The sequence below is a fragment of the Bacillus cereus group sp. BfR-BA-01356 genome (assembly GCF_022663635.1).
Taxonomy (GTDB): domain Bacteria; phylum Bacillota; class Bacilli; order Bacillales; family Bacillaceae_G; genus Bacillus_A; species Bacillus_A cereus.
Map to the genome: position 1 here is coordinate 1 of NZ_JAKUFX010000009.1, position 12,962 is coordinate 12,962.

Below are 12,962 nucleotides of genomic sequence, written 5' to 3' on the forward strand. Positions count from 1 at the left end.
TTAGGGTTTATTTGAGATGCTTATTTTTAAGAGTATGCTTTTATTTTAGGAATGTTTTGATCCGATGAGTCGAAAGCTCAGGTTGTGCTCACTCTTAAGTTGATGGGCATGTTCCTAGATCCCTATTTTCATATTTTCCAAATTGGAGGTATAATAGTATCTGGATTGACAAGTTCATTTTGTGGAATTGTCATTGTTTCTATAGTTTACAAAGCAAGGGACTAATTTTATATTCATGAATGATAGCGTTAGGAGAAATGAAATGATGAAAGCATGGAAAAGTATTTTTGTTTTATGTAGTTTTCTTCTTATGTTAAGTGGTTGCTTCCATCAAGAAGAAAAGAAAGCTGAACCGAAGAAGAAAGAATCTATTCCTGAAACGAAAGAATATGGTGGGCGTGAGCTGAAAAAAGTAGGACAAAAAGTGAAAGAAACAGGATGGGGTACTTTCAAGTTAGAGCAGATGCATTCTGTGAATCAAATATTTGAAGTAGCGCCAATGAAAATTCACGTACAAGATGTGAAAGTAATCTCTTTATCACAAATGAGTGAAAAGGCAAAAAATACATTGAAAGTATACACGGCACTAACTCCTGAAGAAGTAAAACGTAGATTAGGGGATAAAGTAAGCCAAGAAGATGCAGAATTATATGCATCGCTAAGTGGAACAGAGATTAGTAATACAATTCGTTACGTTGAGATTACATATAAAGTGGAGAATAGCGGAAATAAAAATATGCAATTTTTCTCTATGAATGATGTTATGATTAATGGTAAGCAACATTTTAAAGTAGCCACTCAAAACTTTTTATATGACGAAGATACGTTAGTTGGTACAAAAAATGTATCAAGAGAAGACTATAAGCCTGGTGAAATAAGAGATGGTATTATTGGTTTAATACTTGACGATGGAAAAGACAAGGTAAAGGATATTCAGTTTACAACTGATGATTTACTTGCAGGAGATTCAGAAACACAAGATGTTGTAAAAGAGCCACAAACGTTTAACATCTCACTAAAATAATGTAAGACAAAACAGTCAGCATACAAATATTATGCTGACTGTTTTTTTATTTCTTTTATGTATGAATCTACATTTTGAAAAGGCACCTTAATTTTAAACGCATCTTTTTGTTCATTAAATTGCTTTTCATTGTAGGGACCGAAACGTTTATTGTGCTTTACATCAATAATCCAATAATGTTCACTTTTTTTATTTGCAATTGCTGCGTCAGGGTTATTTGGATCTGATTTTTCCTCAGTTTGTTTTGCAATAATGTATTTATCATCCCAAGCAATGTCTGTAATTTTTGCAGGGATGTATTGTGTGGCATATACAGCATCTTGCGAGGGGAAAAGTTCAAATGCATTTCCAGAAGTACGTATGAGTTCGTATTCATCGTTAACCATATAAGTTAAGTGACTTGTGTTTCCTGCACAACCAGTTAATAGGAAGGCGACGAATAGGATTATCCATTTTTTCAATATGGGAACCTCCTTTATAATGCTATTGTAACAAATTGTACAAGAAAAGTAAGAGAAACGCTAGTTTACAATGTTTTTTAGAAGTGGTACGATGAGACGGGTAAAGAAGGATATGAAGGAGTCGACATAAAATGAAGTTAAAGATGCATCGTCCAGCGCTTGTAATGAATCGCATAGGTGCTTCCCTAATTGACATGTTTTTAATCTCGGTTATGTATGGTGCAGTAGTAGCTATTATGACCGGAAACTATAGTGCTATGTTTAAGCGCTTTAATATAAGCTTAGGTGATTTTAGATATGATTTTGCAGTAGTTTTCATATTAATGGCGATATATTTTATTGTATTACCCTTTCTTTGGAACGGTGTTACACTTGGAAAAAAGATAACGAGAATAAAACTAATTTCATTGAAGAGTGAAAAGCTAACATTGCAAACATTAATTATAAGATTTTTTGTAGTGTTATTACCGAACGTATTGCTATTAGGAATTCCATTAATATGTAATGTATATATGATGTTGTTCCGCAAAGATAATTGTGGTTTTCAGGATTTAATTACAAAAACGAAAGTAATAAGTCTTGTATAATGAAAAAAAGACCTTTTTATATATAAAAGGGTCTTTTTGATTTTATAAGTATATGGGGAATGTTTACAGTAAGGAAAAGCCAAAATGTATTATTTCTATTTATAATGGATTGAAAATTAAGAAAATAATATAATGATTAAAAATAATATCTTTATTCCGCCATATTGGGGCTGAGTAAAATTTCACTTTATATAATAAGGGGGAAGTTAAAATGACAGGAGGTAGCATAATTTTTTGGGGTATTCTCATTTTTATCGGTCTAGTTTTCGATCAGCGTAATAATAAGAAAAAAGAAGGATAAAAAGTAAACGTTTACAAATTAAATAGCAATTTTTCTTGCTTGCAGATTAATCTTATAAAGGAGTATACTGAATGACGGTAAGACTTATAGAAGGGGTAATGAAAATGAAGCTTGCAGGAAAAGTTGCTATCGTAACTGGCGGTGGCATCGGTATTGGACGTAATACAGCTCTTTTGTTGGCTAAACAAGGCGCAAAAGTTATTGTGACGGACATTGATCAAGAGAGTGGACAAGCAACAGTGGAGGAAATTATGAATCTAGGCGGAGAAGCACTTTTTGTATCCTATGATATGGGAAAGCAAGGAGATTGGCAACGCGTTATTAGCATTACTTTGAATGCATTCAGTCGCATTGATATGCTTTTTCAAAATGCTGGTTTATATAAAATAGATTCTATTTTTTCTCGCCAACAAGAGAACGATTCCAATGTACTTTGTATTAATGACGTTTGGATAGAGATAAAACAATTAACGTCATCTTTTATGAAACAGCAAGAAGAAGTGGTGCTTAGTGATTTACCGATTTTCGGTATTATTAGCACGAAAGGACAATCATTTCATACAGTAGAAGCCCTAGTATAATAATGAAAACCGCCCTCAATATATGTGGACGGTTTTTTGTATGTGTATAGTAAAGATAAATTTTTTAGCGAATACGTTGTTCAGTTTGGTTATCAAAGAAATGCGCTTTATTCATATCAAATGCTAATTTAATTTGGTCACCAGGTGAAAACGTATGTCTTGCATCTACACGTGCCGCAAAATCTTGATTCCCAAGTTTCATATATAAAATGGATTCAGCACCTAATAACTCAGCAACTTCAATTTTTGTTGTGAAGGCAGTAGATTGTGAAGCTTCTAAAAATAGTAGTTCATCATGAATGTCCTCTGGACGAATACCTAAAACAATTTCCTTATTTACATAGCCTTGTTCACGTAGCATCTTCATTTTTCCTTCAGATACTTTAATTTTTATAGTATTGTCTATAACGAAATCGGTTTCAGTCAATTTACCACGGAAGAAGTTCATAGCTGGTGAGCCGATAAATCCACCCACGAAAATGTTTTCTGGTGTTTCATATACTTCTTTTGGAGTTCCAATTTGTTGGATTTTTCCATCCTTCATAACGACAAGACGCGAAGCCATAGTCATTGCTTCTGTTTGATCATGTGTTACATAAATTGTTGTTGTTCCAAGACGATGATGTAGCTTAGAAATTTCTGAGCGCATTGCAACACGGAGTTTAGCATCTAAGTTTGATAATGGTTCATCCATTAAGAAAACTTTTGCATCTCGAACGATTGCTCTACCTAAAGCAACACGTTGGCGCTGTCCACCTGATAATGCTTTCGGTTTTCTATCTAAATATTGTTCAAGTCCTAAAATTTTTGCTGCATCTTTCACACGACGATCGATTTCATCTTTTGGTATTTTTCGAAGTTTTAATCCAAATGCCATATTATCATATACACTCATATGTGGATAAAGAGCGTAGTTTTGGAATACCATAGCGATATCTCGATCTTTTGGAGGAACATCATTCATTAGTTTACCATCAATTGAAAACTCGCCTTTTGAAATATCTTCAAGTCCAGCTACCATTCGTAATGTTGTAGATTTTCCGCATCCAGAAGGACCGACAAATACAATAAATTCTTTATCTTGAATGTGTAAATTAAAATCAGTTACAGCTGTTACGTTATTATCATATATTTTATAAATGTTTTCTAATTTAAGTTCTGCCATGGTATTTCCCCCTAGAAATAATTATGCAAACGTTTTCTTTGAGTTCATTATAAACGAATAGATTCAAAAAATAAATAAAAAAATAAAACGTTTTCATTTATTGGAGATTTATTAGTGGTTTTCATATGTTTTCTTAGAAAAAGAACAATAAAAATTGTAAGCGCTATTTTAAATTGAGATAGAATCTGTTATCATTCATTAATGAAAACGTTTGCGCCTTAAAAAAGAGAAAAATGAATGATGAATGAAATGGGGTAGCATAATGGAAAAACAATGGTGGAAAGAAAGTGTAGTATATCAAATTTATCCTCGTAGCTTTATGGATAGTAATGGTGATGGTATAGGAGATCTTCAAGGGATTATTTCAAAGCTAGATTACTTAAAAGAGTTAGGGATTGATGTGATTTGGTTATCACCAGTCTATGAATCTCCAAATGATGATAATGGTTATGATATAAGCGATTATTGTAAAATTATGAACGAGTTCGGAACAATGGAAGATTGGGATGAGCTATTACATGAAATGCATGAACGTAATATGAAACTTATGATGGACTTAGTTGTTAATCATACTTCGGATGAACATAATTGGTTTATTGAATCACGTAAATCAAAAGATAATAAATATAGAGATTACTATATATGGCGCCCTGGAAAAGAAGGAAAAGAGCCGAATAACTGGGGAGCAGCGTTTAGTGGATCAGCATGGCAGTATGATGAAATGACAGATGAATATTATTTACATCTGTTTTCTAAAAAACAGCCAGATTTAAATTGGGATAATGAAAAGGTAAGACAAGATGTTTATGAAATGATGAAGTTTTGGTTAGAAAAAGGAATTGATGGCTTCCGTATGGATGTTATTAATTTTATTTCTAAAGAAGAGGGATTACCAGCTGTTGAAACAGAAGAAGAGGGGTATGTTTCAGGTCATAAGCATTTTATGAACGGTCCAAACATTCATAAATATTTACATGAAATGAATGAGGAAGTATTATCGCATTATGATATTATGACGGTTGGTGAAATGCCTGGTGTAACGACAGAAGAAGCGAAATTGTATACTGGAGAAGAACGAAAAGAATTGCAAATGGTATTCCAATTTGAACATATGGATTTAGATTCAGGAGAAGGTGGAAAGTGGGATGTAAAACCATGCTCACTTCTTACTTTAAAAGAGAATTTAACAAAGTGGCAAAAAGCATTAGAGCATACCGGATGGAATAGCCTTTATTGGAATAATCATGATCAGCCTCGCGTTGTATCTCGTTTTGGTAATGATGGAATGTATCGCATTGAATCAGCAAAAATGTTAGCGACAGTTCTTCATATGATGAAAGGAACGCCATATATTTATCAAGGAGAGGAAATCGGAATGACGAACGTTCGGTTCCAATCAATTGATGAATATCGAGATATTGAAACGTTAAATATGTATAAAGAAAAAGTGATAGACCATGGTGAAGATATAGAAAAAGTAATGGAATCTATTTATATAAAGGGTCGTGATAATGCTAGAACTCCGATGCAGTGGAATGATCAGAATCACGCTGGATTTACAAAAGGTGAACCTTGGATTACTGTAAATCCTAACTATAAAGAGATTAATGTGAAACAAGCAATCCAAGATGAAGGTTCAATTTTTTATTACTATAAGAAATTAATTGAACTACGCAAAAATAATGAAATAGTTGTGTATGGATCATATGATTTAATATTAGATAATGACCCTTCTATTTTTGCTTATGTAAGAACATATGGAGATGAAAAACTACTTGTCATTGCAAACTTTACTGCGGATGAAAGTGTATTTGAAATGCCTAAGGATATTAGTTATAGTGAATCAGAGTTATTTATACACAATTACGATGTAGAAATCGGATCAATAGATAACATTCCATTACGTCCGTATGAAGCGATAGTGTTCAAATTGAAATAAGAAAAAGCCTTATGCCACTTCAAACTTGGCATAAGGCTTTTTTGGATTACCATTTTAATATGGAGAATCCATATGGAGGAAGTGTAACTTGTAATACACTTGCTTCTGCTGAAAATTCTTCGTTTGTATAAATGTTAATTATTTTTTTACCAGTAACATGAAGAGGGAGTGAAACTGTAACTTCACTATTAGTAGGGTTTAAAACGAAAAAGATAGTTTCATCCTCATATGTTTTCGTATAAGAAATATAATTATGTTCATCATTTGCTTCGATGAATTGAAAAGTACCATGTCCTCCAAATGCTTTATGTTGTTTCCGTAATAAAATCAATGTTTGTATATGGGTAAATAATGCATGATCTTGTTCTTTAGTATCCCAAATCATACATTTACGGCAATCAGGGTCCATGCCGCCATCCATACCAATTTCATCTCCGTAATAAATACAAGGAGAGCCGATGAAAGAAAGATGGAATACATAGAGCAATTTCAACTTATTTTTATCTCCGTTGCATGTTGTTAAAATTCTTGGAGTATCATGGCTGTCTAATAAATGAAATGCTGCTTCATTTACATTCATAGAGTAGGAATGTAGAGATTCTGTAATTTGCTTCATGAATTCACTTGCTTTAATGGAATCGTTAGCAAAGTAAGAAAGTAGAGCGTTTGTAACAGGATAGCTCATGACAGCATCAAATTGATCGCCTTGTAGCCACGGAAGGGCATCGTGCCAAATTTCTCCCAAAATATATACTTCAGGATTTAGTGTCTTTATTTCAGTTCGGAATTCTCTCCAAAAGTTGTGATCGACTTCATTGGCGACATCAAGGCGCCAGCCATCTATATTGAATTCTCGTACCCAATAACGTCCTACTTCAAGTAAGTATTCTTTTACATCTGGATGAGCTGTATTTAATTTTGGCATATACGGTGTAAAGGCGAAAGTATCATAATTTGGAAGTGGTTCTGTTATAATCGGAAATTCATGAATGTGGAACCACTCTTTATATGCGGACTTCTCACCATTCTCTAGTACGTCTTGAAATTTCTCGAAAAAGTATCCACTATGATTAAACACAGCATCGAGCATTACTTTTATACCGTGCTTATGACATTCTTCAACGAGCTCTTTAAAAGTTTCTTTCGTCCCAAATTGTGGGTCAATTTCCATATAGTCAATTGTGTCATATTTATGGTTTGAATGAGCTTTGAAAATAGGTGTGAAATATATTCCGGAAATGCCAAGCTTAACAAGGTAATCAAGGTTTTGAATAACACCAGAAAAATCTCCGCCGAAAAAGTTAGTTGGAGTTGGATTCGCACTTCCCCAAGGGAGGGTGTTTTCTGGATTCAGCTTACTATCGCCATTAGCGAATCGCTCAGGGAAAATCTGATACCAAATGGTGTCTTTAATCCAAGATGGTGCTTTGAATACATCATCTGCATGAATAAATGGAAAACAGAAAAAGTTACCAACATCATCATTTGGAATGCTAGAAAAGAATCCTCGCTCTGCATAAATAAGAGTGTCTGTTTCAGATTTTAATTCAAACCCATAACGTAAGCGCTTAAATTTTGGTTCGATTGAAATGGACCAATAATCAAATAATGCAGTAGAACCCGTTTTTTTCATGGGTGTACTTGCTGATATCCATTTCCCGTCTTTCCATTCGTAAGGATCACCGTAAATAAGATCGGCGCTTTGAATATCATCTCTCTTAGTACGTACTCGGATGTGAATTGTTTGTTCATCATAAGCGTATGCATAATTATCTTTCGGCCTATGATAAATGGCTTCTTTAAACATATAGAAAATCCCCCTTCAATATCTCTATACATAGTATTCCCTTAAGTGTAATAATAAAGCCTATATTGCAAACGATTGCCTTTCTCGTAGCTTTAATATTGCTTATAAGAGTAGTATTCATTTCATATAAAGTCAATGTATAAAGAGTATAATGACATAATTTTTAAATTAATATTTGCAAAATGAATAAAAGAATGTATAATGATAGACAAATAGCGCAAACGTTTTCATAGATTGAGATATTGTTTGCGCTTCAATTAAACTATTAAATGCAAACGTTTTCAGTTACTGAGGTACATAGACAATTTAGGGAGGTTTTTGGGATGAAGAAAGCATTATCATTATTAACGGTTTCAGCATTATCTATTGGTATGTTATCTGCATGTGGGCCGAAAGATTCAGGGAAAAAAGAGGAAAGTAAAGCGAAAAAAGACTATGATCTTCTTGTTTGGGAAGATGATAAAAAAGGTGTTGGTTTAGAACCAGCAGTGAAAAGCTTTGAGGAAAAATATAAAGTAAAAGTAAAAGTTGTTGAAATGCAAATGACAGATCAAGTGAAGAAGTTACGCCTTGATGGGCCAGCGGGGACTGGACCAGATGTTGTAACATTGCCACACGATCAAATCGGAAATGCAGTAACAGAAGGTTTACTTTCTGAAGTGAAAGCAGATGATGCTGTAAAGAGTAAATTTACTAATTCATCAATAGAAGCACAGACATATAATGGAAAATTATATGGTTTACCAAAAGCAATTGAGACACCAGTCTTTATTTACAATAAAAAACTAATGCCAAAAGCGCCAGAAACGATGGACGAGCTGTTTAACTTCTCAAAAGAATTTACGAAAGATGGCAAGTACGGATTTTTAGCATTAGGAGATAACTTCTACTTTGCTAATGCATTCATGGCAGGTATGGGCGGTTATGTATTTGGTGAAAAAGATGGAAAGCCAAATGCAAGTGATGTTGGATTAAATAATAGCGGAGCAGTACAAGGTGCTGAATATCTTCAAAAATGGTACAAGGAAAAATTATTCCCAAAAGGTATTATCGGTGAATCAGGTGGGCCTGCTGCTGATGGACTATTCAATGAAGGAAAAGCAGCTTCTATCATGAATGGCCCATGGGCGTTCCAAGCAATGGAAAAGAACGGGATTGATTATGGCGTTGCTCCAATGCCGAAATTACCAAATGGTCAACCAATGAAAACGTTTGTTGGGGTTAAAGGATGGCATGTAACAAGTTTCTCTAAACAAAATGATTTAGCTACAAAATTCACTGAGTGGGTAACAAATGAAGAAAACGCAAAAATTCGATTTGAGAAAACAAAAGAAATTCCTCCAGTAAAATCAGTAATGGAAGATCCAATTATTAAAGATAACGAAGCTGCAAAAGCAGTTGCAACGCAATCTGAAAATGGAATTCCAATGCCAAACATTCCAGAAATGCAAGAAGTTTGGAAACCAGCTGGAGATGCGCTTCAATTAGTTGTTACAGATAAAGAGGCACCAAAAGCGGCGCTTGATAGTGCAGTGAAACAAATTAAAGGTAATATTGAGGCAAATCATAACAAGAAAAAATAAGGTGAAATTCGTGCCTCTAATATGAGAGGCACGAATTCTCTCCCTTCCATGTAGGAAGAAAAAAGGGGGAAGGAACATGCAAACATCTATGGAACCAGCAAATGGGTTAAACCATTCAAAGCATAGGAAAATGGCAACCATGTTATCAATCATTCCAGGCGTGGGCCAAATGTATAATAAACAATTTGTAAAAGGTCTTATTTTTCTAGTATTAACAGGTTCTTTTATTGTAGCCTTTGCTGATTTATTAAATATGGGATTATGGGGTATTGTAACGCTTGGTACAGAAGTTCCACGTGACCATTCTGTCTTTCTATTAGTAGAAGGAATCTTGGCCCTTATCGTTATCGCTTTTGGGCTAGGCATATATGCATTTAACTTATATGATGCATACCAAAATGGAAAGAAACGTGATAGCGGAACACCGTTAAATTCTGTAAAAGAGCAATATCGTAATTTGTTAGATCAAGGTTTTCCTTATTTAATGGTTTCACCAGGTTTTCTACTACTTATCTTTGTTGTCGTATTTCCAATCATCTTCGTAATTTTAATTGGATTTACAAACTATGATTTATATCATTCTCCTCCAGCTAAATTAGTAGATTGGGTGGGCTTTAAAAACTTTATTGATATTTTCACTTTACCGATGTGGAGAGAGACATTTGTAAGTGTATTCTCTTGGACTGTCATTTGGACATTCGTTGCAACAACATTACAAGTTGCACTTGGTATTTTCTTAGCGATTATCGTAAATCAGCCCGGTATTAAAGGAAAGGCGATTATTCGAACAATCTTCATTTTACCGTGGGCGGTTCCAGCATTCGTATCTATTCTTGTTTTCTCTGGTATGTTTAATGAAACATTCGGAGCGATTAACAATCAAGTATTAGCTTTATTCGGAATTGAAAAGATTGCTTGGATGACAGATCCATTTTGGGCGAAGATTGCTTTAATTATGATTCAAACGTGGCTTGGGTTCCCGTTTATCTTTGCGATGACAACAGGTATACTGCAATCGATTCCGGGAGAATTATATGAAGCGGCTACAGTAGATGGAGCGACAGCTTGGCAACAGTTTCGCAAAATTACATTGCCACTTGTGTTATATGCAACAGCACCAATATTAATTACGCAATATACGTTTAACTTTAATAACTTTAGTATCATCTATCTATTTAATGGTGGAGGTCCTGCTGTAGCTGGACAAGACGCAGGTGGAACGGATATTTTAATTTCATGGATTTATAAGTTAACGATGACTTCAGCGCAGTACGGAAAAGCAGCAGCTCTTACAATGATATTATCGTTAATTGTTATTACAGTTGCGTTATGGCAATTTAAGAGAACAAAATCATTCCAAGAAGAGGATATGATGTAAATGAATATTAAAAGACAGAAGATGTTACGTCTCTCATTAAGTTATTTAGTTATTTTCGTAATGTGTGCCATCATTTTCTATCCGTTATTATGGATTATTGGCTCATCGTTTAATCCGGGTGATAGTTTATCTGGATCAAGTATTATTCCACAAAATGCAACGTTAGATCATTATCGTAAGTTATTAGATCTAGAGAATAGTAATTACTTACTATGGTATAAAAACACATTAAAAGTAAGTGTTTTAACGATGATTTTCTCAGTGTTAGCAATTAGCTTTACTGCTTATGCATTTTCGAGATATCGTTTTGTTGGAAGAAAAAATGGTTTATTAACATTTTTAATTCTGCAAATGATTCCAAACTTTGCAGCGTTAATTGCTTTATACGTATTAGCTCAATTAACAGGATTAATTGATACACACCTTGCATTAATTTTGATTTATGTAGGCGGGGCTATTCCGATGAATACATGGCTTATGAAAGGGTATTTTGATACGATTCCGAAAGAACTAGATGAATCAGCTCGAATGGATGGAGCAGGGCATTTTCGTATTTTTTGGCAAATCATTATGCCACTTGCAAAGCCAATCGTAGCGGTTGTAGCGTTATTTACTTTCATTGGTCCATTTACAGATTTCATTTTAGCGAGTATTATTTTGCGAACACCAGAAAATTATACTTTAGCAGTTGGATTATATGAAATGGTTGCGAAGAAATTCGGTAATGAATTTACAACGTTTGCAGCGGGTTCTGTGTTAATTGCGATCCCAATTTCAATTTTATTCCTATCACTACAAAAATACTTTATTTCTGGTTTAACAGCTGGAGGTACAAAAGGATGAAAAATGGGACATTACGTCCCATTTTTCTTTTCATCTCCCTATAAATAAGTTTATAGGGAGATGAAAAGAGATTTGACATCACATGTGAAAAGAAGTGAAATAAATAGTATATTATAGTATAGGAAAAAATAGCTATATCCCTTACAATACATGAAGAGGGAGAATAGGATTAGTTTTGCAAGATATAAGAAATGAAAGTTTATGACTTGCAATGAGTGCGAGATAAAATATATGAAAAATGGCAGAGAAATGAGAGGAGGGGGATTTTTATGACAGTTACAATTAAAGATGTGGCGAAGCAAGCGAATGTGGCACCATCAACAGTTTCTCGTGTAATTGCTGATAATCCAAGTATAAGTGAAAAGACAAAGCGCCGTGTTAGGAAAGTGATGAGTGAATTAGGGTATCATCCCAATTTAAATGCGAGAAATCTTGCGAACCAAACGACGAAAACACTTGGTCTTGTTATGCCAAGTTCTGCAAGTAAAGCTTTTCAAAATCCATTTTTCCCAGAAGTTATAAGAGGGATTAGTTCATTTGCACACGTAGAAGGTTATGCGCTTTACATGTCGACAGGTGAAACGGAAGAGGAAATTTTTAATGGTGTCGTAAAGATGGTACAGGGACGCCAAATTGGTGGCATTATTCTTTTATATTCAAGGGAGAATGATCGGATTATTCAATATTTACATGAACAAAATTTCCCGTTTGTTTTAATAGGAAAACCATATGATCGAAAAGATGAAATTACATATGTAGATAATGACAATTATACAGCTGCAAGAGAAGTGGCAGAATATTTAATTTCATTAGGGCATAAGCAAATCGCGTTCATTGGTGGTGGATCAGATTTACTTGTAACGAGAGATCGTTTAGCTGGTATGAGTGATGCCTTGAAATTAGCAGACATTGTATTACCAAAAGAATATATTTTACATTTTGATTTTTCGAGGGAAAGTGGTCAACAAGCTGTTGAGGAATTAATGGGACTGCAGCAACCGCCAACGGCAATTATGGCAACCGATGACTTAATTGGACTTGGTGTGTTAAGTGCTCTTTCTAAAAAAGGATTCGTTGTACCGAAAGATGTTTCTATTGTAAGCTTTAATAATGCTTTATTATCAGAAATTGCGAGCCCTCCACTTTCGACAGTTGATGTGAATATTTATCAGCTAGGATATGAGGCAGCAAAAGCTTTAGTTGATAAAGTAGAGAATGCAGAATCCACTGCAAAGTGTATCATTATTCCTCATAAATTACTAAAACGTCAAACTTGTGATCATTATGCATAAA

12 protein-coding genes and 1 pseudogene are annotated in these 12,962 nt (G+C 34.2%); 10 read left to right on the forward strand and 3 right to left on the reverse strand.

Going from position 1 to position 12,962, the window contains the following annotated elements; all coding sequences use genetic code 11:
- Nucleotides 1-111 precede the first annotated feature (111 nt).
- Together MR168_RS05415 and MR168_RS05420 are read left to right on the forward strand one after the other, a co-directional pair.
- A pseudogene (locus tag MR168_RS05415) lies at nucleotides 112-225 on the forward strand (DUF4184 family protein); the annotation flags it as partial.
- A gap of 37 nt (nucleotides 226-262) precedes the next feature.
- Nucleotides 263-1,024, forward strand: coding sequence for a hypothetical protein (locus MR168_RS05420; protein ID WP_000973893.1), 762 nt, complete (start codon nucleotides 263-265; stop codon nucleotides 1,022-1,024).
- 29 nt (nucleotides 1,025-1,053) lie between these two features.
- Here MR168_RS05420 and MR168_RS05425 read toward each other — a convergent pair whose 3' ends face one another.
- On the reverse strand, nucleotides 1,054-1,485 hold the full coding sequence (locus MR168_RS05425) for a DUF3997 domain-containing protein (protein ID WP_000758787.1): 432 nt from the start codon (nucleotides 1,483-1,485) through the stop codon (nucleotides 1,054-1,056).
- Nucleotides 1,486-1,616: 131 nt separating this feature from the next.
- On the opposite strand from MR168_RS05425, the gene MR168_RS05430 reads away from it, so the two are divergent.
- From MR168_RS05430 to MR168_RS05440, 3 genes are all read left to right on the forward strand, one after another.
- Nucleotides 1,617-2,072, forward strand: coding sequence for an RDD family protein (locus tag MR168_RS05430; RefSeq protein ID WP_000769082.1), 456 nt, complete (start codon nucleotides 1,617-1,619; stop codon nucleotides 2,070-2,072).
- A gap of 211 nt (nucleotides 2,073-2,283) precedes the next feature.
- On the forward strand, nucleotides 2,284-2,373 hold the full coding sequence (locus tag MR168_RS05435; protein ID WP_000145636.1) for a hypothetical protein: 90 nt from the start codon (nucleotides 2,284-2,286) through the stop codon (nucleotides 2,371-2,373).
- Between the two features lie 71 nt (nucleotides 2,374-2,444).
- A complete protein-coding gene (locus MR168_RS05440) occupies nucleotides 2,445-2,954 on the forward strand; it encodes an SDR family NAD(P)-dependent oxidoreductase (RefSeq protein ID WP_000218410.1) in 510 nt (169 codons plus the stop codon).
- Nucleotides 2,955-3,018: 64 nt separating this feature from the next.
- Here the strand turns inward: MR168_RS05440 and MR168_RS05445 are convergent, their stop codons facing one another.
- The gene (locus MR168_RS05445; RefSeq protein WP_000818931.1) at nucleotides 3,019-4,119 is read right to left on the reverse strand and encodes an ABC transporter ATP-binding protein; all 1,101 of its coding nucleotides are present in this window, start codon (nucleotides 4,117-4,119) and stop codon (nucleotides 3,019-3,021) included.
- 262 nt (nucleotides 4,120-4,381) lie between these two features.
- Here MR168_RS05445 and malL point away from each other — a divergent pair, with 262 nt between their 5' ends.
- A complete protein-coding gene (gene malL, locus MR168_RS05450) occupies nucleotides 4,382-6,058 on the forward strand; it encodes an oligo-1,6-glucosidase (protein ID WP_000415178.1) in 1,677 nt (558 codons plus the stop codon).
- 46 nt (nucleotides 6,059-6,104) lie between these two features.
- Here malL and MR168_RS05455 read toward each other — a convergent pair whose 3' ends face one another.
- Nucleotides 6,105-7,865, reverse strand: coding sequence for an alpha-glycosidase (locus MR168_RS05455; RefSeq protein ID WP_000471780.1), 1,761 nt, complete (start codon nucleotides 7,863-7,865; stop codon nucleotides 6,105-6,107).
- 323 nt (nucleotides 7,866-8,188) lie between these two features.
- Here MR168_RS05455 and MR168_RS05460 point away from each other — a divergent pair, with 323 nt between their 5' ends.
- The 4 genes from MR168_RS05460 (at nucleotide 8,189) to malR (ending at nucleotide 12,961) form a co-directional block, all read left to right on the forward strand.
- Entirely contained in the window at nucleotides 8,189-9,448 is a 1,260-nt protein-coding gene (locus MR168_RS05460) for an extracellular solute-binding protein (RefSeq protein ID WP_000709923.1), read from the forward strand.
- A 76-nt stretch (nucleotides 9,449-9,524) separates the two neighbouring features.
- Nucleotides 9,525-10,826, forward strand: coding sequence for a maltosaccharide ABC transporter permease MalC (gene malC, locus MR168_RS05465; protein WP_001194996.1), 1,302 nt, complete (start codon nucleotides 9,525-9,527; stop codon nucleotides 10,824-10,826).
- The gene (malD, locus tag MR168_RS05470) at nucleotides 10,827-11,669 is read left to right on the forward strand and encodes a maltosaccharide ABC transporter permease MalD (protein WP_001022608.1); all 843 of its coding nucleotides are present in this window, start codon (nucleotides 10,827-10,829) and stop codon (nucleotides 11,667-11,669) included.
- Nucleotides 11,670-11,938: 269 nt separating this feature from the next.
- Entirely contained in the window at nucleotides 11,939-12,961 is a 1,023-nt protein-coding gene (malR, locus tag MR168_RS05475; RefSeq protein ID WP_000219053.1) for a maltose operon transcriptional repressor MalR, read from the forward strand.
- The last annotated feature ends 1 nt before the right edge of the window (nucleotide 12,962 follow it).

Coding starts and splice junctions, on each gene's coding strand:
- MR168_RS05430 (WP_000769082.1), top strand. CDS start 1,617: ATGAAGTTAAAGATGCATCGTCCAGCGCTTGTAATGAATCGCATAGGT.
- MR168_RS05440 (WP_000218410.1), top strand. CDS start 2,445: ATGACGGTAAGACTTATAGAAGGGGTAATGAAAATGAAGCTTGCAGGA.
- MR168_RS05420 (WP_000973893.1), top strand. CDS start 263: ATGATGAAAGCATGGAAAAGTATTTTTGTTTTATGTAGTTTTCTTCTT.
- MR168_RS05435 (WP_000145636.1), top strand. CDS start 2,284: ATGACAGGAGGTAGCATAATTTTTTGGGGTATTCTCATTTTTATCGGT.
- malL (WP_000415178.1), top strand. CDS start 4,382: ATGGAAAAACAATGGTGGAAAGAAAGTGTAGTATATCAAATTTATCCT.
- MR168_RS05455 (WP_000471780.1), bottom strand. CDS start 7,865: ATGTTTAAAGAAGCCATTTATCATAGGCCGAAAGATAATTATGCATAC.
- malR (WP_000219053.1), top strand. CDS start 11,939: ATGACAGTTACAATTAAAGATGTGGCGAAGCAAGCGAATGTGGCACCA.
- MR168_RS05445 (WP_000818931.1), bottom strand. CDS start 4,119: ATGGCAGAACTTAAATTAGAAAACATTTATAAAATATATGATAATAAC.
- MR168_RS05460 (WP_000709923.1), top strand. CDS start 8,189: ATGAAGAAAGCATTATCATTATTAACGGTTTCAGCATTATCTATTGGT.
- malD (WP_001022608.1), top strand. CDS start 10,827: ATGAATATTAAAAGACAGAAGATGTTACGTCTCTCATTAAGTTATTTA.
- malC (WP_001194996.1), top strand. CDS start 9,525: ATGCAAACATCTATGGAACCAGCAAATGGGTTAAACCATTCAAAGCAT.